At 68.4% G+C, this 21,521-nt stretch carries 23 protein-coding genes; 12 read left to right on the top strand and 11 right to left on the bottom strand.

Annotated elements, in window-relative coordinates:
- Positions 1-16: 16 nt before the first annotated feature.
- The 7 genes from C0481_RS07245 (at position 17) to C0481_RS07275 (ending at position 5,138) form a co-directional block, all read left to right on the top strand.
- Entirely contained in the window at positions 17-382 is a 366-nt protein-coding gene (locus tag C0481_RS07245) for a YbaN family protein (protein ID WP_293402133.1), read from the top strand.
- Between the two features lie 52 nt (positions 383-434).
- Positions 435-617, top strand: coding sequence for a DUF3606 domain-containing protein (locus C0481_RS07250; protein ID WP_293402135.1), 183 nt, complete (start codon positions 435-437; stop codon positions 615-617).
- A 7-nt stretch (positions 618-624) separates the two neighbouring features.
- Positions 625-1,392: a sulfite exporter TauE/SafE family protein gene (locus tag C0481_RS07255; RefSeq protein ID WP_293402315.1), complete on the top strand. Its 768-nt coding sequence runs from the start codon at positions 625-627 to the stop codon at positions 1,390-1,392.
- Positions 1,393-1,453: 61 nt separating this feature from the next.
- Positions 1,454-1,927, top strand: coding sequence for a hypothetical protein (locus C0481_RS07260; protein ID WP_293402137.1), 474 nt, complete (start codon positions 1,454-1,456; stop codon positions 1,925-1,927).
- 86 nt (positions 1,928-2,013) lie between these two features.
- Entirely contained in the window at positions 2,014-3,243 is a 1,230-nt protein-coding gene (locus C0481_RS07265; protein ID WP_293402139.1) for a hypothetical protein, read from the top strand.
- A 170-nt stretch (positions 3,244-3,413) separates the two neighbouring features.
- Positions 3,414-4,334 carry a hypothetical protein gene (locus C0481_RS07270; RefSeq protein ID WP_293402141.1) on the top strand — a complete coding sequence of 307 codons (921 nt, stop codon included), beginning with the start codon at positions 3,414-3,416 and terminating at the stop codon, positions 4,332-4,334.
- A gap of 18 nt (positions 4,335-4,352) precedes the next feature.
- The gene (locus C0481_RS07275) at positions 4,353-5,138 is read left to right on the top strand and encodes an SDR family oxidoreductase (protein WP_293402143.1); all 786 of its coding nucleotides are present in this window, start codon (positions 4,353-4,355) and stop codon (positions 5,136-5,138) included.
- Here the strand turns inward: C0481_RS07275 and rsmA are convergent.
- On the bottom strand, positions 5,135-5,959 hold the full coding sequence (gene rsmA, locus C0481_RS07280) for a 16S rRNA (adenine(1518)-N(6)/adenine(1519)-N(6))-dimethyltransferase RsmA (protein WP_293402145.1): 825 nt from the start codon (positions 5,957-5,959) through the stop codon (positions 5,135-5,137). The genes C0481_RS07275 and rsmA overlap by 4 nt on opposite strands.
- A gap of 272 nt (positions 5,960-6,231) precedes the next feature.
- On the opposite strand from rsmA, the gene C0481_RS07285 reads away from it, so the two are divergent.
- The gene (locus C0481_RS07285; RefSeq protein ID WP_293402147.1) at positions 6,232-6,528 is read left to right on the top strand and encodes a LytTR family DNA-binding domain-containing protein; all 297 of its coding nucleotides are present in this window, start codon (positions 6,232-6,234) and stop codon (positions 6,526-6,528) included.
- On the opposite strand, the gene C0481_RS07290 is transcribed toward C0481_RS07285, so the two are convergent.
- The gene (locus C0481_RS07290; protein ID WP_293402149.1) at positions 6,525-7,331 is read right to left on the bottom strand and encodes a hypothetical protein; all 807 of its coding nucleotides are present in this window, start codon (positions 7,329-7,331) and stop codon (positions 6,525-6,527) included. The two genes, C0481_RS07285 and C0481_RS07290, sit on opposite strands and share 4 nt — an antisense overlap.
- A 107-nt stretch (positions 7,332-7,438) precedes the next feature.
- Between C0481_RS07290 and C0481_RS07295 the strand changes: the two genes are divergently transcribed.
- The 3 genes from C0481_RS07295 to mtnN are packed head-to-tail and all read left to right on the top strand — an operon-like array spanning position 7,439 to position 9,488.
- A complete protein-coding gene (locus tag C0481_RS07295; protein ID WP_293402151.1) occupies positions 7,439-8,470 on the top strand; it encodes a flagellar hook-length control protein FliK in 1,032 nt (343 codons plus the stop codon).
- Positions 8,467-8,739, top strand: coding sequence for an EscU/YscU/HrcU family type III secretion system export apparatus switch protein (locus tag C0481_RS07300; protein WP_293402153.1), 273 nt, complete (start codon positions 8,467-8,469; stop codon positions 8,737-8,739). The genes C0481_RS07295 and C0481_RS07300 overlap by 4 nt, the downstream gene beginning before the upstream one ends.
- A 20-nt stretch (positions 8,740-8,759) precedes the next feature.
- The gene (mtnN, locus tag C0481_RS07305) at positions 8,760-9,488 is read left to right on the top strand and encodes a 5'-methylthioadenosine/S-adenosylhomocysteine nucleosidase (RefSeq protein WP_293402156.1); all 729 of its coding nucleotides are present in this window, start codon (positions 8,760-8,762) and stop codon (positions 9,486-9,488) included.
- Here the strand turns inward: mtnN and C0481_RS21875 are convergent, their stop codons facing one another.
- From C0481_RS21875 to lptF, 9 genes are all read right to left on the bottom strand, one after another.
- Positions 9,489-9,749 (bottom strand): CPCC family cysteine-rich protein, encoded by a 261-nt coding sequence (locus C0481_RS21875; RefSeq protein WP_363223293.1) that lies wholly within the window; start codon positions 9,747-9,749, stop codon positions 9,489-9,491.
- Positions 9,750-9,789: 40 nt separating this feature from the next.
- Positions 9,790-10,269: a transcription elongation factor GreA gene (greA, locus tag C0481_RS07310; protein WP_293402158.1), complete on the bottom strand. Its 480-nt coding sequence runs from the start codon at positions 10,267-10,269 to the stop codon at positions 9,790-9,792.
- A 39-nt stretch (positions 10,270-10,308) separates the two neighbouring features.
- Entirely contained in the window at positions 10,309-10,920 is a 612-nt protein-coding gene (locus C0481_RS07315) for a class I SAM-dependent methyltransferase (RefSeq protein WP_293402160.1), read from the bottom strand.
- On the bottom strand, positions 10,920-12,743 hold the full coding sequence (locus C0481_RS07320; protein WP_293402162.1) for a DUF885 family protein: 1,824 nt from the start codon (positions 12,741-12,743) through the stop codon (positions 10,920-10,922). Before C0481_RS07320 ends, C0481_RS07315 begins: the two co-directional genes overlap by 1 nt.
- 96 nt (positions 12,744-12,839) lie before the next feature.
- Complete coding sequence (pdxA, locus tag C0481_RS07325) at positions 12,840-13,850, bottom strand: 4-hydroxythreonine-4-phosphate dehydrogenase PdxA (protein WP_293402317.1); 1,011 nt, start codon at positions 13,848-13,850, stop codon at positions 12,840-12,842.
- 2 nt (positions 13,851-13,852) lie between these two features.
- Positions 13,853-15,220: a peptidylprolyl isomerase gene (locus C0481_RS07330; RefSeq protein ID WP_293402164.1), complete on the bottom strand. Its 1,368-nt coding sequence runs from the start codon at positions 15,218-15,220 to the stop codon at positions 13,853-13,855.
- Between the two features lie 58 nt (positions 15,221-15,278).
- Positions 15,279-17,588, bottom strand: a complete 2,310-nt coding sequence (locus C0481_RS07335) for an LPS-assembly protein LptD (protein WP_293402166.1) — start codon at positions 17,586-17,588, stop codon at positions 15,279-15,281.
- A gap of 55 nt (positions 17,589-17,643) precedes the next feature.
- Positions 17,644-18,747, bottom strand: coding sequence for an LptF/LptG family permease (locus C0481_RS07340; RefSeq protein ID WP_293402168.1), 1,104 nt, complete (start codon positions 18,745-18,747; stop codon positions 17,644-17,646).
- Positions 18,744-19,889, bottom strand: a complete 1,146-nt coding sequence (gene lptF, locus C0481_RS07345; protein ID WP_293402171.1) for an LPS export ABC transporter permease LptF — start codon at positions 19,887-19,889, stop codon at positions 18,744-18,746. The genes C0481_RS07340 and lptF overlap by 4 nt, the downstream gene beginning before the upstream one ends.
- 154 nt (positions 19,890-20,043) lie before the next feature.
- On the opposite strand from lptF, the gene C0481_RS07350 reads away from it, so the two are divergent.
- On the top strand, positions 20,044-21,519 hold the full coding sequence (locus C0481_RS07350) for a leucyl aminopeptidase (RefSeq protein WP_293402173.1): 1,476 nt from the start codon (positions 20,044-20,046) through the stop codon (positions 21,517-21,519).
- Positions 21,520-21,521 lie beyond the last annotated feature (2 nt).

The raw sequence follows: 21,521 nt of genomic DNA on the forward strand, positions 1-21,521 counted from the left end.
GAGACTCTCAATTGGCATGACGCGCGCGCTTTATCTGTTTCTGGGCTTGGGGTTTACCGCGTTGGGCATAGCCGGCGCGTTCCTGCCTTTGCTGCCGACGACGGTGTTCCTGATCATCGCTGCGGCCTGTTTCGCCAAGTCGTCGCCGCGCATGGAAGCCTGGATCCTGAACCACAAGCAGTTCGGGCCGCTGGTCCGCGACTGGCGCGCCCACGGCGCGATTCCCCGGCGGGCGAAGGTGCTGGCCTGCACCGGCATGGCGGCGGGGTTCGCCGTCTTCTTCCTGTCGGTGCATCCGAACCTGTGGCTGGCGCTCGCGGTGGCTGGGGCTCTGGGCCTATGTGCGGCGTTCGTGGTCAGCCGGCCGAGCGCGCCGCAATAGGGTAGGCGCCGCCGAGCGGACTTGGTAGCCAGGGCCGATCACGGAGGCGATCATGGCCGAACCCAAGGGCAAGCGGGACTTTCGCGACAACGTGCGGCTGGACATCCGTGAGCGCCACGAGGTGGCGTTCTGGGCCAAGCGCTGGGGCGTGAAGCCCGAGCAGGTGATCGCCGCGCACCGCAAGGTCGGCCACAACGTCAAGGATATCGCCGCCGAACTCGGCAAGCGGAAGTAACGTCCCCCTGCTGACCGACCCCTTCTTCTACGCCGTCGCGATCCCGGCGGTGATCCTGCTGGGCCTGGCCAAGGGCGGGTTCTCCGGGATCGGCGTCATCGCTGTGCCGATGATGGCGCTGGCGGTGTCGCCGGTGCTGGCGGCCTCGATCACCCTGCCGATTCTGATCGTTCAGGACGTCGTCAGCGTCTGGTCGTTCCGCAAGACCTGGGACCGGAGCGTGTTGGCGATCATGCTGCCGAGTGCGGCCGGAGGCATCGCCCTGGGCTACTCGCTGGCGGCGTTCGTCAAACCCGGCGCGGTCGAGCTGGCGGTCGGGGCGGTGTCGATCGTCTTTGCGCTGATGCGGCTATGGGCGGAGCGCGGCTCGGCGCCGCAGAAGCCGGCGCGGGTGGAGCGGCTGCCCTGGCGCGGCGTGCTGGCCGGCGTGACAGCCGGCTTCACCAGCCAGATCGCCCATGCCGGCGGGCCGCCGTTCCAGATCTACGTGATGCCCAAGAACTTGCCGCGCGACGTGTTCATCGGCACCAGCGCGATCTTCTTCGCCGTCGTGAACTGGATGAAGGTCCCGGCCTACTGGGCGCTGGGGCAGTTCACACGCGAGGCGATGATGACGGCCCTGGTCCTGCTGCCGCTGGCCATCGCCTCGACCTGGGCTGGCGTGTGGCTGGTGCGGCGGGTCCCGGCCGGGAACTTCTATCGGATCATCTACCTTCTGCTGATCGCGGTAGGCGGCAAGCTGGCATGGGGCGGGGCGGTCTCGCTGCTTGGCTAGCGCCTTATGAGCGCCCATATCGGCTGCCTAAGCTATGGCGCGCTTGGAGGCGCCTTTTGACATGCGTACGCGTACCATTCTGGCGGCTTCGGCCGTGCTGGTCCTGATGACGGGCGTCGCCCAGGCCCAGGAGGCGATGAGCACCGCCGGCGCCACCGGCGCCGCGCCTTCGGAAATCAACCTCGCGGCCGCCGAACCGGCGGCGCCGGCGACGATCGCCCCCCAGCCCGAGGTCTTGGACACCGCCGAGCAGATCAAGCGCTGGCTGGCCGAATCGCCGGCCGCGACGACGCCGGAAGAGGCCTATGGCGAGGGCGTGCGACTGCCGAGAGATCGCCAGATCCATGGCGAAGTGGGCGTCGCGGTGGGGACCGGCGGCTATCGTAGCGGCTACATCACCAGCGTCATGCCGCTTGGCGAGACCGGGACGCTGGCGCTGACCATCGGCCAGGAGAAGAACGGCTATCGTTCCTACTGGGGCGGCGGGCGACCCTATGGCGCGTTCGACTACGGCTATCGGGGCCTTCCGTACTGACAGGCTGCTCGACTGGCTTTGGCGGGGCTTGACCGTATCGGCCTGACCGGTGCGAGATCGTGGGCTGCGAACGGGGGGCGCGGCCGGTGGCGAGAGGTGCGAACCAAAACGGCTTTTGGCCTGCTGCGAACGCGCTCTTCAAGGCCGTGCTGTTTGGTAGCCTGATCGCCGCGGCCATTCCCTGGCTTGGGATCGCCGCCGCAGTTTCCACGCGCTACTGGAATCCGGATGGCCCCCTGGCAGTCTGGGTCGCCGTCGGCGTCGCCGCGGCGCGTGCACTGGGCGTGGTCATGAGCGCCGCCGTGGTGGTCGGCGTTCCGCTTGCGGTCGTCCTGCGTCGGGTACATCTCGAAAGCACGGCGTCCTACATCCTTGGCGGCGCGGCCGGCGGCTTCACGTTCGTCGGCGGTGCGATGATGTTGGCGACGTCGACGCCCTTCTCTATGCCCTTTGCGCTCCTGGGCGCGCTCCCCGGCGCGGCGACCGGGTATGCTTGGTGGAGCCTGCGGCGACCGCGTGTCGACGTTCAGGCGCCGCTTCCTACATCTGTCCGAAACGGCGCCGACTTCCCAGCGCCTTACCGGCAGAGGGCGCGGTCGAGACCTTACACGATCCCGAGTTGGCCGCCCAAAGCAGGCGAAGTCGGGGTCAGTTCCCTGGCCTTGGTGATGACTTTAGGCGCGATTGGGTTTGCGTTTGTCGTCGCGGCGGCCGGGGCGGGACGGCTCGATTGGCTTCCACCGCAGCAGTACTTCGCGCCTGAACTCTGGAGCATGACTGGGGCGCACTGCGAAGATCTTGATCCGCCTGACACCAGCGGAAGGGCCCTCGATGACTTCGAGGCCGGGTGGTACTCGGGTCATCTCCGAGCGGCCGGCGAACCGTCGCTTTATCTGGCGTCGCGGGCGGCTCCGACCGATGGCTCGAGGAGCTACAGATTCACCTGGCTGCCGACTTTCCACGCGCCGGTCATCATCCGCGTCGATGAGCTTCCTGACGGCAGGATGCGGCTGACCGCCAAGAAGCTGACCGGGGCCGGAGGATATGGTCCGGGTCGCATTGGCGAGCGTGTGGAAAGGATGCTGAGCGCCGCCGAGGTGGTGGAATTGAACCGAGTGCTCGCAACCGGCGATGCTCTGAACCTTGCGCCTGGGGGGTGTCGCGGGGGCTCAGACGGCTCCAGGTGGATTCTGGAAGCCAATGACCGCGGCTCGTATCGCTACGTGAACCGCTGGATGCCAGGGGCTGGCCCCGTACGACAGACTGGGATGCTGCTCTTGAGCTTCACCGGATGGCGCTTTGAGCGCGTCTATTGAGGCATGCTGATGCTCGCTGTGCTTGCGACCGCCCATCAGCAGCCGACCTGCTGCGGTTCATCAAGGGGTGATCGGCGGCGCCCATTCAAACGGTTGTTCGAGTTTTTCGGGCGTGCGTCTATAGAGAGTGATGCGCCGTCGCCGGCGCATGCCCGCTTAGGAGATGCCCCATGAGCTTCGACACGCCCCTCAGCTTGGCCGGTCCGCTGCGCAAGCCGCAGCAGATGCTGGCTGACCAGGAATATGGCGGTCACTCTTCGATCCATGACGACGCCATGGCCGAGAAGCTGGGCTTCCGGGCCGGGCCGATCGAGGGGCCGACGCATTTCAGCCAGTTCCAGCCGCTGCTGGCCAAGATCTGGGGCCAGCGCTGGTACGAGAGCGGCTGTATCTCATCGCACTTCCTGAACATGGTGGTCGAGGGCGAGGAGGTCCGCGCCTTCGCCGAGCTCCCCGCCGAGGGCGCGACCCGGACGCGGGTCTGGGCCGAAAAGGCTGACGGCACCCCGGTCCTGGAGGCCAGCGCCAGCATCGGGCCGCAGACCGAGCCGAGCCTGTTGGAGGCCCGGATGGCGGCGCTGCGCCCACCCGGCAAGCTGCTGATCCTGGAGGACCTGAAGGTCGGCATGACCGGCGCAAAGGACGAGCGGGTCCGCATGGATCCCGACCAGCACATGGGCGCGCTCTATCCGTTCAGCCTGAACCAGAAGCTGGCCAAGATCACCGAGAACTCCCCTGTGTACTCCGACGCGGCGGCCTCGCCGTGGGGCCGGCCGATCATTCCGTTCGAGATGCTGAGCGTACTGCTCGAGTACTCGAGCCGTGAGGCGGCGTTCCCGGTGAAGGGGCCCGCCGTCGGGCTGTTCGCTGACCAGGAGATCAAGCTGATCGATGGGCCGTTGTTCGTCGGCGAGGAGTACGTGCTGCGGCGGGAGATCGTCGCGTTGGCCGAGAGCAAGCGCACGGAATCCTACTGGGTGCGCACGCGGGTGTTCGACGCCAAGGGCGAGAAGCAGGTCGCGCAGATGCTGCTCAATCACGCCAGCATGAAGAACTCGTACGCCGGTTACGCCGACGCGGCGCAAGCCTGATCAAGAGGACGCATTTCCATGGACGTTAAGGGCAAGGTCGTCGTCGTCACCGGCGGCGCTGAGGGGATCGGCGCGGGGCTCGCCCGTCGCTTCGCACGCGAGGGTGCCAAGGCGGTGATCGTGGCCGACCGCAACGGCGAGGGCGCCGCGGCGGTGGCCAAGGAGATCGGCGGCGAGGCGGTGACGCTGGACGTCAGCGACGGCGCAGCGGTGACGGCGATGGTCGCCGACATCGAGGCGCGCCATGGCGGCATCGATCTCTTCTGCTCCAACGCCGGGGTCGGCGATGGCGATCCGGATAAGCAGAGCGCGGCCTCCTCGCCGGACGCCGTCTGGAACCGGGCCTGGAACGTCAACGTCATGGCGCACGTGCATGCAGCGCGGGCGGCCATCCCGGGGATGCAGGTGCGCGGCGGCGGCTATCTGCTCAACACCATCTCGGCGGCGGGCCTGCTGTCGCAGATCGGCGGGGCGGTCTACTCGACCACCAAGCATGCAGCGGTGGGCTTTGCCGAGTCGCTGGCCATCACCCACGGCGATCAAGGCATCAAGGTCTCGATCCTGTGCCCACAAGGCGTCGACACCGCTATGCTGCGTCAGGGAGACAGCGCCTCTCAGCCGCAGAACCTGGACGGGGTGCTGAGCCCCGACGAGGTGGCGGAGAGCGTGGTGCAGGGCTTGGCGGCCGAGAGCTTCCTGATCCTGCCGCACCCGGTCGTGCTGACCTACATGCAGCGCAAAACCGCAGACTATGACCGTTGGATCGGCGGCATGCGCCGGCTGCGGGCCAAGATGTTCGGCTAGCGCTGGCGCAGGGCGTCGGCGAGCGCCAGGAAGCCTGGAATGTCGATGGTCTCGGCACGGGCTTCCGGCGCGATGCCGGCAGCTTCGCAGAGCTCGGCGCCGCCGAGGACCTTCAAGCTGGAGCGCAGCATCTTGCGACGCTGACCGAAAGCCGCGGCGGTGACCCGCTGCAGGGCGTCGAGCCGCTCGGGCGCCGGGCGGTCGTCGCGCGGGGTCAGCCGCGCCACTGCAGACGCGACCTTGGGCGGCGGGGTGAAGGCGCGGGCCGGGACGTCCATGACGACGGCGGTGTGGCTGGTCGCCTGGGCGATGACCGAGAGCCGCCCATAGGCGTCGGACCCCGGCTCGGCGGCGATGCGGTCGGCGACTTCCTTCTGGAACATCAGGGTCATCGAGGCGGGCGTGAAGGCGCCCGTCAGCCACTTGATCAGCAGCGGCGTGCCGACGTTGTAGGGCAGGTTGGAGACGATGTGGGCCGGAGCGCCGGCGGCGACCTCGGCCTCGTTGGTCTTCAGTGCGTCTTCCAGGCGCAGGGTAAGCGCACCGCCGGAGGCGACGGAGAGTTCCTCGAGCAGCGGCGCGAAACGCGGGTCCGCCTCCACCGCGGTGACCTTGGCGCCGGTTTCCAGCAGGGCGCGCGTGAGGCCGCCGGGGCCAGGACCGACCTCGATCACGTGGTCGCCTTCGCCGACCTCGGCCAGCCGGGCGATCTTCCGCGTGATGTTGAGGTCCAGCAGGAAGTGCTGGCCGAAGCTCTTCTTGGCCAGAAGATCGTGCTCGGCGAGGGTTTCACGCAGGGGCGGGAGCTGGTCGAGGGGCATTGCGCCGCCCCAATAGCAGGCGCGGCGCGCAAAGGGCAGGGGCGACCTCGTCCGAACGGGGGAGGCGGCGTCGGCGGCGGATTCGCTAACGTGCATGCAAGCAACTGACACAGGGACTTGTGACGATGGGACTGGCGCTCGTGCGGGCCGATACGGCGGCGAGAGAGATCACCCAAGACCGCTTGGGGCGGTGGGTAGCGTCGCCCGTTACGTGCGTCTGCCAGGCTAGGAGTTATGAGACGGCCCTGTGTGTGGCGGAGCGAGCAGGCTACGTGCGGGTGCCCATCGCCCAGATCCAGCGGATCGAGGCGGCGAAGGACTACGCGATCATCCACGCTGCGGGACGCCGCCACATTTTACGGATCACCATGGGAGAGCTCGCCCAACGGGTGGATCCGGCCCAGTTGATGCGGGTGCGGCGCTCGGCCTTCGTGCGGCTGGAGGCGGTCCGGCGGGTCACCCGCACCGGCCGTGGCCCGATGCAGCTGCATCTTGAGGACGGGGCGGTCGTCGATGTAGGCCCGACCTACGCCAAGGCGGTGACGCGGGCGCTGCGCCTGCAGAGCTAGGGGCGCTTGGGCGTCAGGGCGTGAAGCCGTTGATAAAGCGCGTTGGCCTCCTCGTCCTTCGGGGCGATGGCCCAGGCTTGGGCCGCGCACGCGAAGGCGCGCTCAAGATGCTCTGCGTTGCGCCGCTGGGCTTCGAAGAGGTCGGCGTGCGCGGCGCCCTCCATGGTGGCGACGATCGCACGCTGGCGCTCGGTCAGGGGCGGACGGGCGAACCGGAGGTCGGCGAGCGTGGCCAGCGCGCCGCGCGGGTCCTTGGCCTCCCGTTGGAACCGCGCCAGATGGACGGCGATGTCCCCCTGCGGCCAGGCGCCGCCCGCGATCGCAGCGTCGCGCCACCCGCCGGCGATGGCGACGCCTGCGATCCACGCTCCGCTGCGCTTCAGGGCCTTGGCGCGGAGGCGGCGCGCGTCGCGGTCGGGGGTCACCCCGCGTCGGTGATCGCGGACCGCCTGCAGAAGAACGAACAGGTCTTCGCGTGAGGGCGGTCGCTGTGGGACCAGGTCGCGGATTTCGTCATGGGCGGCGTTTTCCTCCCGGACGCTGGCCGGTGTCGCCGCGTCGACGGCGGCGTGCAGAGCGCTGCTGGCGACCACCACGCCCTCAGCCAACCTGGCGAACGGGACCCAGCGCTCACCGCCAGGCGTGGCGTACGCGATCCGGCGATGGTCCAGATCCACCGCCACGATCGACAGGAGTTCCTCGCTATCGCCGTCGTCGAAGCCGCATCCGACGAGCAGGTCGGCGCTCGCCTCGGGGCCATCCAGCCAGCGGACGACCTCAGCGCCAGCAATGTCCGCGTCCATGCAAGGTCCTCCGAGTCACCGCTCAGGTGGGAATAGGGGGGCGATCTTAAGCCGAGCTTCACTCCCAGTCGGTAAGATGTCGGCAACTTTTGGCAGGTGAGTCGCCCGTGTCGATCACGCCGATCCAAGGCCCGCTGGCGCCCCAGGTGACCATACCGGTGACCCCGGTGCGGCCGGTGATTCCGGTGGCGCCGCCGGCTGCGCCCTCGATCGATATCGATCCCGGCCAGGTCCAGTCCCAGATGCTGGCCCAGACGGCGCAGCAGGCGGCGGCGCGCCAGGGCGGCCTGGCGCCGCTGATGGCGGACCTGACCCAGGCGGCGGGGAATCCCGCCCTGCCCAGTCCCGTTCGCTCGGCGGCGGCGCAGGTGCTGGCCCAGGCCACGCCGTTTGACGCGCGGGTCGGAGGCGCAGACGTCGCCAGAGCGTTGTCGCAATCAGGACTATTCCTTGAGGCGAAGCTGGCGGCTGCCCCGCAGGTCTCGCCGATGGGCCAGGACATGAAGGCCGGACTGCTGGTGCTGCGCCAGGCGCTCAGCGCGTGGCTGGCTGGCGCCCCACGTGGGCCTGACGCCCGCCCCCCGGCGCGGACCCCGCCGCCGCCCTATCGCGCCGGGGGGCCGCGGGCCCAGCCGGCCGCCAGCCCAAGCCTGCCGGCGGACGCCGCACCCAGCCAGATCGGGCAGCGGCTGCTCGCCGAGACCGAAAGCGCTGTGGCGCGGCAGGAACTGTTGCAAATCGCCTCGCTGCCGGCGGACGAGCCGGTCGAGGCGCAAGTGACCCGCTGGATGTTCGAGATGCCGTTCACCACCCCGCAGGGCGCGGCGGTGGCGCAGTTCGAGATCAGCCGCGACGGTCGCGGCAAGGGCGGCGATACGCACCCCACCTGGCGGGCCGCCTTCACCCTGGACATCGAGCCGCTGGGGCCGATCCACGCCCGGGTCTCGCTGGCCGGCGGCCAGGCGATCGTCGGGCTGTGGGCCGAGCGCGAGAGCGGGCTGGCGCGGCTGGAGGAGGGGCGCGAGCGGCTAGGCGCGGCGCTGGCGCGCGCTGACTTCCGCGCTGAGATCGCCGTCCACGCCGGCGCGCCGCGCATGCCCGAACCTGAAGCCGGGCGGTTGGTGGACCAGACCTCATGAGCGAGCCGCCCCGCAAGACCCTGGCCGTGGCCCTGACCTACGATGCGCCGCACGCGCCGCGCGTGGTGGCCAGCGGGCGTGGGCTGATCGGCGAGAAGATCATCCAGGCGGCGCAGGCGCATGGCGTGCCGGTCGAGAAGAACGCGGTTCTGGCCCAGGCGCTGTCGAGCATCGAGCTGGAGAGCGAAATCCCCGAGCGACTTTACGTGGCGGTGGCGGAAATCCTGGCTTTCGTCCTGCGCGCCGCGGAAGAGGGGCAGCGGCGCTGAGGCCGTGCTAAGCCGCGCGCATGCACGCGATCCTTTGCGCTACGCCTGAAGAGATGGACGCCCTGCGCGGGGTCCTGCACGCCGATCCGCAGCCGGACGTCCATGGCCCCACCAAGGTCTGGCGGGCGCGGTTCGGGGGCGAGGCGATCGTGTTGGCGCAAGCGGGGATCGGCAAGGTCAACGCTGCGGCCGCCGCGACCTTGCTGCTGTCGATGTTCGGTGCGCGGTCGCTGATCTTCTCCGGCGTCGCCGGCGGACTTAATCCGGCGCTCGGGGTGGGGTCTGTGCTCCTCGCCGACCGGCTCGCGGTGCACGACTATGGGATCATCTCAGACGGCGCGTTCATACCGACTGCCTATGGGGTGATCCCGGTCGGCGCGCCGCCGCTGATCGCGCCCGAGCCGGTCGAGAATTCAGTGCGAGCTGTCCTGGTCAGTTTGGCGCAGGCGGTCAGCGAGCGGCTGGACGCGCGGCTCGGCGGCGTTGTCACAGCGGATTACTTCCTGAACTGCGCCGCCACGCGCGACGAACTGCACGCCCGCCTGGGTGCGGACGCCATCGATATGGAGTCAGGCGCGGTGGCGGTCGTCGCTCAGGCCTGGGGCGTGCCGCTCTACGTGATCCGCACGCTCTCGGACCTGGCAGGCGGGGATAGTCACCTCACCTATGACGAGATGGTCGAGGCCGCGGCGGTGAACTCGGCGGCCTGTGTCGAGACGCTGCTGGGGCTGTTGGCGGGCGCCCCATAGCTACTGCTCGGCGCCTGTCGGCGGTCGCGCATACGGCAAGACGATCTCGTCAGCGGCGCCGTAGGCCAGGTAGTTGGCCCGAGCCTGGTTCAGCGAGAGCGTTCGATTTGGGCCGCCACGGACAACATCGGCGTCATGGTCATCTTGTCCGTCGTCCTCCCAAATGCAGACGGGACAGGCCTCGAACATGCCTCGTCCCTTCAAGGTGAGGCGCTTGCAACAGGGACAGCGGTGGCTGACGCCTTCGCCGCATTCGATCAGGACGCTGTACCAGCCATTCCAGCCTCAAGACGTCGAGAGATCACTCGATCCCGACCACCTCGACCTCGGCGCCATTGATGTCGGCGAGGTCGCCGACCGTCTTGCCGAGCAGGGCGCGGGCGAGCGGCGAGATGTAGGACACCGAGCCGCCGGCGGGATCGGCCTCGTCCTCGCCGACGATGGCGTAGGTCTGGCGGCGGCCGTCTTCGCGCTCGATGGTGACTGTGCGGCCGAACTGAACGGTGCCCAGCGACAGGTCGGGCTCGACCAGCTGGGCGTTGGCGCGTCGAGCGCCATAGTAGCGCAGGTCGCGGGTGGCCCTGGCCATGGCGGTGCGGTCGGCGTGCACGTCGCCGGCCGTCTGGGCGGCGCTGTAGGCCATGCGGGCCTTGGCGAGCTCGTCTTCGATCTGGGCCAGGCCCTTGGCGGTGACGAGGTTCTGGTGCGGAGAGATCGGGCGATCAGGCAGGTCGGCGGCGACCGACTCGCTGTCCCCCTCCTTGGTGAAGGCGACGCTCATGCGGGCATTGTCTCAGTTCGAAGGGCGTAAAGTAAGGCGTCAGACGCCGGTCATGAAGACGTCGTAGCGGAGCGTCTTGCCGATAATCTGGTGCGAGGGGGCGCGCAGGCCTAGCATCGGCGGGCCTTTTCGAGGCCACTTCAGGACCACGCGCTTACGAGCGCAGGCCAGCGCCGCCTGCATCAGTTCGAGCTGGTCCGGATCAGTCCCGACCAGGTCGCGCAGCAGCCGCATGTCCTTCTTCACCAAGGCGGTGGAGGTCCGCTCGGGGTGCATCGGGTCGACGATCACCACGTCGGCGGAGAGTGTCGTCAGCAGCTGGCGGGCGTCGCCATGCAGCAGGGTCATGCGGGCGACGACCTCCGCCGTTTGGGGATCGCCGGCGGCGGCCTCCAGCCCGGCGGCGAGGCGAGCGTGTACGTGCGGCGAACGCTCGATCAGCGTCACTTGCGCGCCCAACGAGGCCAACAGGAAGGCGTCTCGGCCGAGGCCGGCCGTGGCGTCGATGACGCTCGGCGTGATCCCCTTCACGAACCCGGCGGCCCGCGGAAGATCCTGGCCGCGGCCGCCGCCGAACCGGTGGCGATGGCCGACCGCGCCGCCGACAAAGTCGATGGTCAGCTCGCGGGCGAGGTCGGCCGGGTCGCTCATCAGCGCTGAGACACCGTCCACTGATCGACGACGCGCTCGAGCACGGCCAGCGGCAGCGAGCCGCCGAGCAGGACAGCGTCGTGGAAGCCCTTGACGTCGAACTTCGGGCCGAGGGCGGCCTTGGACTTGGAGCGCAGGCGGTCGATCTCGGTGTGGCCAATCTTGTAGCCGCAGGCCTGACCGGGCCAGACGACGTAGCGGTCGATCTCGTTCTCGGCCGCGCCCTGCGGCAGACCCACGGTGTCGCGCATGTAGGCGATCGCCTGTTCGCGGCTCCAGCCCTTGCCGTGAATGCCGGTGTCCAGGACGATCCGGGCGGCGCGGTAGAGGAACGACTGCAGCCAGCCGATGCGGCCCGCGGGATAGGCGTCGTACATGCCGAGCTCGTCGCCAAGTTGCTCGGCATAGAGCCCCCAACCCTCGCCATAGGCGGTAAAGCCGATGTTCTTGAACAGCATGGGCGAGGCGCCGGCCTCCTGCACGAGCGCGCCGTGGAACAGGTGCCCAGGAACCGCCTCGTGATAGGTGAGGGTGGGCAGCGCCCATTTGGCCCACTCGGTCGTGTCGCGCAGGTTGATGTAGTAGGTCCCCGGCCGCGAGCCGTCGAGCGAGCCGCTCTCGGCATAGCCGCGGGGCGCGCCGATCTCGATCGCCGGCGGCACGCGCCGGATCTCCATACCGCCCTTGGGGATGGTGTTGAACATCTTCGGCGCGGCGGCCTTTACGGCGGCCATCTGGCGGTTCAGTTCGGCGAGCAGAGCCTGCCGACCAGCGTCAGTGTTCGGATAGAACTGGGCCGGGTCCTTGGCGAAAGCGTCCAGGCGCGCGGCGACCGTGCCCTGGGTCAGGCCCTGGGCCTTGAGCAACGGATCAAGTCGGGCGGTCAGGTCGGCGACCTGCTCAAGGCCGATCTTGTGCGCCTCGTCGGGCGTCAGATTGGTCGTGGTGTGGAAGCGCAGGGCGTACTCGTAGAAGGCCGCGGTGCTCTGCTGGCGCGAGATGGTCGCGTCGTGCACCGCGGTGCGGCGCTGCTCGGTCAGCAGCCCGATCTGATCAGCAAGGGCCTGGGCGACGGGACCATCGACGATTGCCGCGGCCTTGGCGGCCCAGTCGCTTCCCAAGCCCTTGGCGGCGGCGCGCTGGCCCACGGAAGCGGCCAGGCCCGAGCTCTCGCCCTTCTGGGCGGCCAGGGCGTTCATCTGCGCCAGCGCCTTGTCGAGGATGAAGTCCGGCGGGATCAGGCCGAGGGCGGCGTTGTCCTTGGCGCGGGCGGTCTCGTCGTTCATCGCCTTGGCGAAGTCGGTGAGGCGCGCAAGGTAGGCCTCGGCGTCAGCCCTGGTCTCGATCACGTGCTTGGTGTCGAGGGCGTCCGGGACCTTCTGGTAACAGCCGGTGAGCTGGCTGAGCACGTAGGGCACAGGATAGTCGTAGGAATCAACGCCGACGAAGGCGAAGCGCGCGCCCTCGGCGCAGCGGTCAGCGTACCAGGTGACGGTGTCATACTCGGTGACGCTGCGGCCCGAGAGCGTCGAGCGGTCGATGGCCATCAGGGCGTCGCGGGCGTCGATCAGCGGTTGAAACGAGCCCATGCGGCCGGCCTCGGAGCGATCCCCGACCCGCGACTTGAGCGGGGCGCGGGCGTCCTTGTCGAGGCCGAGGCCCGAGGCGTTGAGCGGATCGGCCGCCAGCATGCCCTCGAAGATCCGGTCGTAGAGCGCTAGGGCTTGGCCCTGCGCGTCCGTGGTCTTGGCGCGGGCCGGTGCGAACGCTCCAAGGCTCGCTGCGCCAGCGGAGGCGGCGAGCAGGTGGCGGCGATTGAGCATGGTGCGGAACTCCCCGGACAAGAACGGGGCAAAAGGCCATGCGCGGAGGGAGTCGGCAAGTCGCCGGCGACAGAACCGGCCGTTGGCGCGCCGCAGTCAGAGAGCGCGATGCGCAGCGATTTCGTCAGCCATGCGAATGGCGGCGATCAGGCTGTCGGGCCGAGCCAGGCCGCGTCCGGCGATGTCGAACGCCGTGCCGTGATCGGGCGAAGTGCGGACGATCGGCAGTCCAAGGGTGACGTTCACGCCGCCCCAGAAATCCAGCATCTTGACCGGGATCAGCGCCTGGTCGTGATACATGCAGACGGCCGCGTCGAAGCGGGCGCGGGCAGCCTCGTGGAACAGGCTGTCGGCCGGAGTGGGGCCTGTGGCGTTCACGCCCTGGGCGCGCAATGCGGTGACAGCCGGCGCGATGATCTCGACATCCTCGCGGCCGATGGTTCCGTCCTCGCCGGCATGCGGATTGAGGCCGGCCACTGCCAGACGCGGCTCGGAGATTCCGAAGTCCCGGCGCAGGGCCTGGGCGGTGACGAGCCCTGCATTGACGATGGCGTCGATGCTGAGCAGGGTGCCGACTTTGGAAATCGGCTCGTGGACGGTGACCAGCGTGGTGCGCAGGCCCTGCACCGCCAGCATCATGATTGGGCCGCGCGCACCCTCGTAAGGCGCGCCAGCGGTCAGTTCGCCGAGAAACTCGGTATGGCCGGGGAAGCCGAAGCCGGCCGCGTAGAGCGGAGCCTTGGCGATCGGGGCGGTGACCACCCCGCTGACCGCACCGGACAAGGCCAGGCCGACGGCGGTCTCGATCCAGCGGATGATGGCCTGAGCGGCGGTTGCGGACGGCTGGCCGGCTATGACCGGACTGCGCAACGGAATGTCGAGTACGGGCAACGCTTCGCTGAAGACCGCCACGGCTTCCTTGGGCGTGGTCACCCGGCGGACGGTCCGCATGTTGGCGCCGGATGCAGAGGCGACCGACTGGGCGTCCCCGACCACCATGAAGGCAGGGCCTTCGTGGCGGAGCTGGTTCCAGGCCTTGACGACGATCTCCGGACCAACCCCGGCGGGATCGCCGAGGGTGAGGGCGAGCGGCGGCTGGTCGGGCAGGGTCACCGGGTCTCGATCGTCGCCGACGTCCGGAGGTCACGCATGTAGCGGCGGGCGATCATGCTGAGCTGCTGGCCATAGAGCCGGCTTTCGATCTGCTCGGCGGTCAGGCTTTCGGCTCCGCCGGCGCGCTTGCCGCAGACCGCCAGGATGTGGAGGCCGGCGTTCGTGCGGATCGGCCCCGAAATCTGACCGGTTTCCAGGGTTTCGATCGCTTGGCGGAACGCGGGCGCCAGGTCCTTGATCTCGGTCTCGCCGAGGTCGCCGGCGACGACGCCGTTGACCCGACCGGCCTTCGCTTCGATGTCGCTGCAGCCGGTGATCTGGCCGCGGACGGTTTCGAGCGTGGCGGTGGCGGCGGCGACCTGCGCATCGGTCGCGCTTTGCGGCAGGGCGACAGCGGCTTGCTTCAGGTGGACGACCGAGGCCGCGGCGCCGGAGCGCTTGTCGCGCAGGAAGATGATGTAAACGCCGTCGCGCACCGTGATCGGCTGTGACAGCTGGCCGGGCCGCATCTGGTCGAGCGCGGCGTCGATCTCCGGCGCCATCTCGCCCGCGGTCACCCAGCCGGCGTCGCCGCCGTTGGCCGCCGTGGCCGAGGCCGAGAACTGCCGGGCGACGGCCGGGAAGGGCGCGCCTTGCTGCATCTGGGAAATCAGCTGGGTGGCGCCGTTGACGGCAGTCTCCATGCCGCCGACGCGGTTGGCGTCGATGAAGACTTCGCTGATCTGGTACTGCGGCTTGGAGGCCGCCGCGGCCATGCGTTGCTGCACGGCCTTGACCTGATCCTCGCCGACGCGGAGACGCGAGCCGTAACGGCCGCGGATCCACCGCTGCCAGCTGATCTGGGCCCGAACCTGGTCGCGCAGCGTGGCGGCGCCGATGCCCTGGCCGGCCAGCGAGTTGGTGAACTGCTCAAGCGACATGTTGTTGTTGCGGGCCATGTCGGTCAGTTCTTCGTCGACCTCGGCGGAGTCGGCGATCAACGAGATCTTCTGTTCCTTCTCCTGACGGCGAAGCTCCTGGATCTGCAGGCGCTCGTCGACCAGCGAGACGAGGGCCTCGCGCTGGAACTGGGCGATGTTCTGCTGGGTCGGCTGGATGCCTGACGTGGCGATCAGCAGGCGCATCCGTTGGGCCAGGTCATAGGTCGAGATGATGTCGTCGTTGACGACGGCCGCGACCGATTCAGTCAGGCCGCGCGGCGCAGGAGCGGGCGCCGGCGCAGCAGTTGGCGCAGGCGCTGCGGCGGCCGGAGCGGCGGCAGGGGCCTGGGCGAACGCGTATAGCGGCGCAGCCGCGGCGGCGAAGGCGGCGGCCAAGGCGACGCCGCGCGCCGCAAGGCCCGTGACTTTACGCGCGCGGATCATGGATGAGGTCTTCCTTAGCGTAGCCGTAGCGGGCGGCGCACCGGGGCGGCCGCGGTTGTCAGTTGCCATATATCGGTTCGCCCAATGTGGCGAGGGTTAGGCGGAACCCGAGAGACTCGGTCGCGCCGAGGCGATTGCCGATGGCGTCTTCGCGCCGATAGTAGACGTCGAGGCGCAGACACTCGTCGCGATAGGCCACGCCGATGTCTCGGACCACCCAGGCGTCGGCCTGCAGGTCGCGGTTGCCGTAGGCGGTCAGCGACCAATTCTTGGTGAGATAGACTTCGCCGCCGAGGTCCAGGTTCTCCACCCGTCCGTTGGTGTCGGTGGCGATGGGGCTGGAGCGGTCGCGCAGATAGCGGACATAGCCGAAGCCCCACTTGGAGTTGACGTTGGCTCCGGCCTCGGCGCGGGCCACGGCCAGGTCGTCTGAATCCAGGCGAGCGCGCGTGAAGAGAGAAAGTCCGCGGACCGGTTCGGCCGAGGCCGCGACGATCCAGTCGGAGGACTTGGTGCGCAGGCCGCTGGCCTGGGTGAAGACGTCGTTGTCTTCGGTGCGCAGCGAGCGGCCGACCAGGACGCTTGCCCGACGGCCGTCATCCCAAAGGATCGAGGCCCGTCCGCCCACATTGGCCCGAATGCCGTCCTCATAGAGGTCGTAACCTGGGAATTTGTTGGGCCGGAAGAGATTGGTCTCATCGAACTCGAAGGCGAGACCATCTTCGTTCAGATAGATCGGCGCGCCGGTCGTATCGTAGCCGAGCACGACTTGCTTCACGTCGGGCGACAAGGCCACCTGGACGATTGGTTCAAGAACTGCCGTGAAGCTCTTGTAACGCTTGAAGAAAGGATAGCTTACATCAGCCCCAGCGACGCCCAGGCCGCGCATCAGGCTGTCCGAGCGCGAGCCATTCGACAGCACGCCTTGGAGGTTGTCGTCGATCGAATAGGCGTCGATCCGGGCCTGGACGTAGGGCGAGACCACCACGCCAGTCTTGGAGACGAAGGTCGTGCGCCAGTCCACCTCGCCTGTGGCGCGGCGGCTGTCGAGACCGTCGAGCCGTTCCGGCGGCGCGTTCATGGGCGATTGGTCCCGGGTCAGGGCGACAGCGCTGGCGCGCACGCGCAGTCGGCCGCCCAGCACCGCCGGTTCGGCTTCCCAGCGGGACTCGATCAGCGGGGCGACGATCGGGAAGGTGCGATCGTTATCGTCGGGACGCAGGCCCTGGATGGTGAAGGCCGCGGCCGAGAAGTAGGACCGCTGATCCTCGCGGATCGTATAGACCTGACTGATCAGGCGCCGGTCGTCGGCGACGTAGGGGCCGCGGGCCTCGTAGACGCCGCCGATGTCGTACTTGTCGAACAGCAGGTCATCCGAGGTTCGCTCGGCGGTGAAGCCCCAGCGCCACTTGTCGTTGATGGCGAAGGCGCCGGACGCCAGGATGTAGCTGTGTGAAGTCTCGTCGCCGCTCTGGCCCTGGGGTGCGGCGATGTCGTCGTCGTAGGTGTAGCCGAACCGCGCTTCGAGCCCGCCCGAATAGAACCGCTTGCGCAGCTTCCCGTTCAGCAGCGGGTTAACTTTCGTGTTGATTTGAGGGCTTAGCGTCAAATCTGAAGATGGCGACAGCACGAAAAGATAGGGCTGCTCATAGGAGACGCCGCGGCGATCCGAGAAGGAGATTTCCGGCGGCAGCAGGCCCGACTTGCGCTGCGCCTGCGGGTCCGGGTGCCAGAAGATCGGCAGGTAGATGAGCGGCACGCCCTTCACCTGGATGACGGCGTTCCGATAGTAGACGAGCTGGCGCTCCTTATCCTGGACCACCTTGTCGGCCTTGATCGACCAGGTCGGGGCCTTGGCGGTCTTGGTGTCTGGCGCGCAGATATCGCACGGGGTGTAGATCGCGCGGTTCAGCTCGTTGATGGTGTCGGAGCGACGCACGGCGCTGGCCGCGGCCATCTTTACGTTCTGCGGCAGACGGGAGGAGAATCCCGTCGCGACGCCGGCCTTCATCTCATCGTCGAGGACGATCTCGTCGGCGTACTGCACCGATCCGTCGGCATTGATGATCGATGTGTCGCCGCGGGCGCGGATCAGGCCCTTGGCCTCGTCGTAGATCAGTTCCTGAGCATGCAGGGTGCGGCCCTGATAGCGGACCTCGACCTCGCCCTTGGCCGTGGTGATCTTGTTCTTGTCGTCACGGATGACCAGGTCAGCTTCCATGTAGAGCTGGCCGGGCGCCAGGCCGTCCGGAGAGGCCGGCGCCACGCGCGCGGCCTCCTGCGCCTGGGCCGCGCCGCAGAACACCATCAGCGCTGCGCCTGCAAGCAGGCCGCGCTTGGCTGAGGCTGAACGCCTGCCGAGACTCATGAACTCCCCTCGCGCGGACCCTGAAGCGTGATGCATAGCCGGTCAGACCGGCGATTCAACCGTCTTCGGTGTAACAGAGCAGTGCAAGACCCGACAGCAGCGCCACCACAGGCGGCGCCCAGGCGGCCGCGAACAGCGGGATGATGTCGGCGCCGGCGAGCGCGCCCGCAAACTCATTGAAGAAAAATACGATGAAGCCGAGGCCGACACCGGCGCCGGCGAGGCCCGCCAGCCCGCCCAGCCGCGCCAGGCGCAGCGAGAAGGCGGCGGCGAGGATCGACATGGCCGCGAACAGCACCGGGGTCGCCAGCAACTGCTGGAAGCGCAGCCGGTAGCCGTTGCCCGAGAAGCCGGCCTGCTCGGTCAGCCGGATGGCGTCCGGCAGACGCCAGAAGGCTACGGATTCCGGGGCGGCGTACCGCTCCATGGCCGATTCTACGTCGAGGGTGGATCGGATCGACAGCGAGTCCGAGCGCACCGAGCTTTCGCCGGCGCTAGCCTCGCGCACGTCCCAGAGCTTCCAATAGCCGGGAAAGAGCTGCGCTTCCGCCGCTTCCAGCCGGCGCTTGAACTCCGGACGGCCGGCGCGATCCTTCTGATAGACGAAGACCGAGACCGAGCGCAGGCGCACGCGGCCCTGCTCGGTGTCGCGCTGCTTGGCGTGGATGACCATTTGGGTCCGATCGTCGCCCTGCCGCAGCCACACCTCCTTGGGGGCGTCGGTCAGGTAGTTCTCCATCAGGTTGGCGCGGTTGGATTCGTATCTGGCGCTGAACGAGGCGGCGAGCGGGTTGAACACCAGCACCACGGCGACGCCGATCAGAAAGGCGACCGCCGCCGACGGCAGAATGAAGCGCCAGGCCGAGACCCCGGCCGCGCGCATGGCGACCAGCTCCGAACGGCGATTTAGGCCGACATAGGCGGCGATGCCGCCGAACAGGAACACGAACGGGAGCAGCAGCAGCACGACGGACGGCGTCTGCAGCAGGGTCAGCCCGAACAACTGGGCGACGCCGACGTCGGCGCGCACCGCGACCTCGCGCGAGAGGTTCACGAAGGAGACCAGGATGATCACCGCCGAGATCACCGCCAGCGCCGCGCCGACGCCGGCCAGGGTGCGACCCATCACGTAGCGTTCGAGCTTGCCGGCGCCGATCATGCGGCGGCCTCCCCATGACGGCTGATCCGATGAGGTTTCAGGCGCATGTCGATGAAACGCGAGACTTTTTCGCGGAAGATCCCGCGCAGCCCGACATAGGTGGCGACCACGGGCACGACGTACTGCAGTACGTTCAGCCAGGCTGCTTCCTCGGAGGCGGCCTGGACGACGAAGCCGAGGATCCGGAAGCCGACGGCCACCGCGCTCATGATTGCGATGCGCCGGCCATAGCCCATGCGGCTGAAACCGCCGCCGATGATCGCGGCGAAGGCCAGCGCCATCAATGCGATGTTGTAGAGCGGGCTGGCGATACGGTTATGACCTTCGGCCAGCAGCTTCAGCTGATTGCGCTTTTCCCAGTCCTGGGTGAGGTCCGGGAACAGCAATTCGTGAAGGTAGCGGTCCGACGGCTTGAAATGGATCAGTTCGTCGCTGCGCATGAACGGCGCGAGTTCGTACGGGTAGTCGTCGAAGGTCAGGTAGTTCAGGACGTCGGCCTTGTCGAACTCCTGCATGGAGCCGCGATGCATGGTCAGCACCGGCTTGCCGTTGCGCTTCTCCAGGCGGCCTTCCTCGGCGGTGTAGGTGGTGGCGCCGCCGCCGTCCTTTTCCTGATGGATGAAGAGGTTGTGGATCAGGCCCGTGGGGTCGACCGACTGCGCGTAGACGGTCAGGCCGGGGGCCGGATTGGTGAACTCGCCTTCGCGGATCAGGGTCGAGGCTAGGTCTGTGCGCACCTCAAACAGGGTTTCGCGCATCTCGCGCGCCGCCAGCGGCTGGATCCAGAGATTCATGACCAGCGCCAGCAGCGCGATCATCGCCGACAGCCGAATGCCCGGCGAGATCACCCGCCAGCGGCTCATTCCGCCCGCGAAGCAGACGACGATCTCCTGTTCGGTGTGCAGCCGGTTCAGCGACACCAGGGCGGCGACGAACACGGCGATCGGCAGCACCATGTTGACCAACTGCGGCATGGCCAGCAGCGTCACCTTGGCGAAGACGAGCGCGCTCTGCTGCTGGCCGACGATGAGGTCCAGCGCTGAAAGGCTCTGCGAGAGCAGGGCGACAGCCGCCAGCGCGCCCGTGGCGAGCACGGCCGGTCCGAGGAGCTGGCGGAGCAGATAGCGATCGATCAGCAGCATGGGCAGAAAAGTGGGGTTCGGCCGGGGATTTTGCGCGCCCTTGGCGTGAACCTGCTCTAAATCATGCGTCGCCGCGTCACACAACCGCCGCAAGAACGGCCAAGCTTTCGAGCGAGGTGGGCGCGGGCCCAATTCTATTCGGAGTTCGAGACTTATGGAGATCGAGTTCATCGCGGTCGGCGCGGCGCTTCCCGAGAAGAGCGCCCTGGCCTTGGTGGTGTTCGAAGGCGCGGTCCTGGACGGCGCTGCCGGCCAGACCGACGCCCAGGCCGGCGGGGCCCTGGCGCGCGCGGCCGCCGCCCAACGCTTCACCGGCGCCAAGGGCCAGATCCTGGACGTGCTGGGCGCCGCCGGCGCTGCAAGCCGCATCCTGCTGGTCGGTGGCGGCAAGAAGGACGGCTTCGATGACGTGGCCGCTGAACATGCCGCGGCGAGCGCCTACAATGCGGTGAAGACCTCTGGCCTGACGACGCTGCGTGTGGAGCTGCCGGCCGGCGGCTCGGCGGCGCACGCGGGCCTGGGCGTGCGGCTGGCGTCCTATCGCTTCGATCGCTACCGGACCAAGGAGCCGGCGGACAAGAAGCCGTCGATCGCCAAGACCCAGATCGTCGCCGCCGACGCCGACAAGGCGCGGGCCGCCTTCGCCCCGCTGGCCGCGCTGGCCGATGCGGTGGCGTTCTCGCGCGACCTGGTCTCCGAGCCGCCGAACGTGTTGTACCCGGCCGAGTTCGCCCGCCGCGTGAAGGCGCTGGAGACCCTCGGCCTCGAGGTCGAGATCCTCGGCGAGGCCGAGATGGAAAAGCTCGGCATGGGCAGCCTGCTCGGCGTCGGTCAGGGCAGCGCCCGCGAAAGCCAGCTGGCCGTCATCAAGTGGTACGGCGCGGCCGACAAAAAGGCCCAGCCGATCGCCTTCGTCGGCAAGGGCGTCTGCTTCGACACCGGCGGCATCTCGATCAAGCCGGCCGACGGCATGGAAGACATGAAGTGGGACATGGGCGGCGCCGGCGCCGTGGCCGGTCTCATGCACGTGCTGGCCGGCCGTAAGGCCAAGGTCAACGCCATCGGCATCCTCGGCCTGGTCGAGAACATGCCTGACGGCAACGCCCAGCGCCCCGGCGACGTGGTCACCTCGATGTCGGGCCAGACCATCGAGATCATCAACACCGACGCCGAAGGCCGCCTCGTGCTGGCCGACGCCATCTGGTACTGCCAGGACCGCTTCAAGCCGAAGTTCATGGTCGACCTGGCCACCCTGACCGGCGCGATCATCATCAGCCTCGGCAACGACTACGCCGGCCTGTTCTCGAATAACGACGAGCTGTCGGCCAATCTGCTGGCGGCCTCGGGCGCCGAGGGCGAGCCGCTGTGGCGCATGCCGCTGCCGGCCCAGTACGACAAGAACATCGACTCGATGATCGCCGACATGAAGAACACCGGCGGTCGGCCGGGCGGTTCGATCACCGCGGCGCTGTTCATCCAGCGCTTCGTCAACAACGTGCCCTGGGCGCACCTGGACATCGCCTCCACCGCCTGGAAGAAGCCCTCGACCGTCCCGACCATCCCGGACGGCGCGACCGGCTTTGGCGTGCGGCTTCTGAACCGCATGGTTCAGGACAAGTACGAGGGCTGAGG

The sequence above is a fragment of the Phenylobacterium sp. genome, assembly GCF_013822795.1.
Taxonomy (GTDB): Bacteria; Pseudomonadota; Alphaproteobacteria; order Caulobacterales; family Caulobacteraceae; genus Phenylobacterium.

Coding starts and splice junctions, on each gene's coding strand:
- C0481_RS07245 (WP_293402133.1), top strand. CDS start 17: ATGACGCGCGCGCTTTATCTGTTTCTGGGCTTGGGGTTTACCGCGTTG.
- C0481_RS07250 (WP_293402135.1), top strand. CDS start 435: ATGGCCGAACCCAAGGGCAAGCGGGACTTTCGCGACAACGTGCGGCTG.
- C0481_RS07260 (WP_293402137.1), top strand. CDS start 1,454: ATGCGTACGCGTACCATTCTGGCGGCTTCGGCCGTGCTGGTCCTGATG.
- C0481_RS07270 (WP_293402141.1), top strand. CDS start 3,414: ATGAGCTTCGACACGCCCCTCAGCTTGGCCGGTCCGCTGCGCAAGCCG.
- C0481_RS07275 (WP_293402143.1), top strand. CDS start 4,353: ATGGACGTTAAGGGCAAGGTCGTCGTCGTCACCGGCGGCGCTGAGGGG.
- rsmA (WP_293402145.1), bottom strand. CDS start 5,959: ATGCCCCTCGACCAGCTCCCGCCCCTGCGTGAAACCCTCGCCGAGCAC.
- C0481_RS07290 (WP_293402149.1), bottom strand. CDS start 7,331: ATGGACGCGGACATTGCTGGCGCTGAGGTCGTCCGCTGGCTGGATGGC.
- C0481_RS07300 (WP_293402153.1), top strand. CDS start 8,467: ATGAGCGAGCCGCCCCGCAAGACCCTGGCCGTGGCCCTGACCTACGAT.
- mtnN (WP_293402156.1), top strand. CDS start 8,760: ATGCACGCGATCCTTTGCGCTACGCCTGAAGAGATGGACGCCCTGCGC.
- greA (WP_293402158.1), bottom strand. CDS start 10,269: ATGAGCGTCGCCTTCACCAAGGAGGGGGACAGCGAGTCGGTCGCCGCC.
- C0481_RS07315 (WP_293402160.1), bottom strand. CDS start 10,920: ATGAGCGACCCGGCCGACCTCGCCCGCGAGCTGACCATCGACTTTGTC.
- C0481_RS07320 (WP_293402162.1), bottom strand. CDS start 12,743: ATGCTCAATCGCCGCCACCTGCTCGCCGCCTCCGCTGGCGCAGCGAGC.
- C0481_RS07330 (WP_293402164.1), bottom strand. CDS start 15,220: ATGATCCGCGCGCGTAAAGTCACGGGCCTTGCGGCGCGCGGCGTCGCC.
- C0481_RS07335 (WP_293402166.1), bottom strand. CDS start 17,588: ATGAGTCTCGGCAGGCGTTCAGCCTCAGCCAAGCGCGGCCTGCTTGCA.
- C0481_RS07340 (WP_293402168.1), bottom strand. CDS start 18,747: ATGATCGGCGCCGGCAAGCTCGAACGCTACGTGATGGGTCGCACCCTG.
- lptF (WP_293402171.1), bottom strand. CDS start 19,889: ATGCTGCTGATCGATCGCTATCTGCTCCGCCAGCTCCTCGGACCGGCC.
- C0481_RS07350 (WP_293402173.1), top strand. CDS start 20,044: ATGGAGATCGAGTTCATCGCGGTCGGCGCGGCGCTTCCCGAGAAGAGC.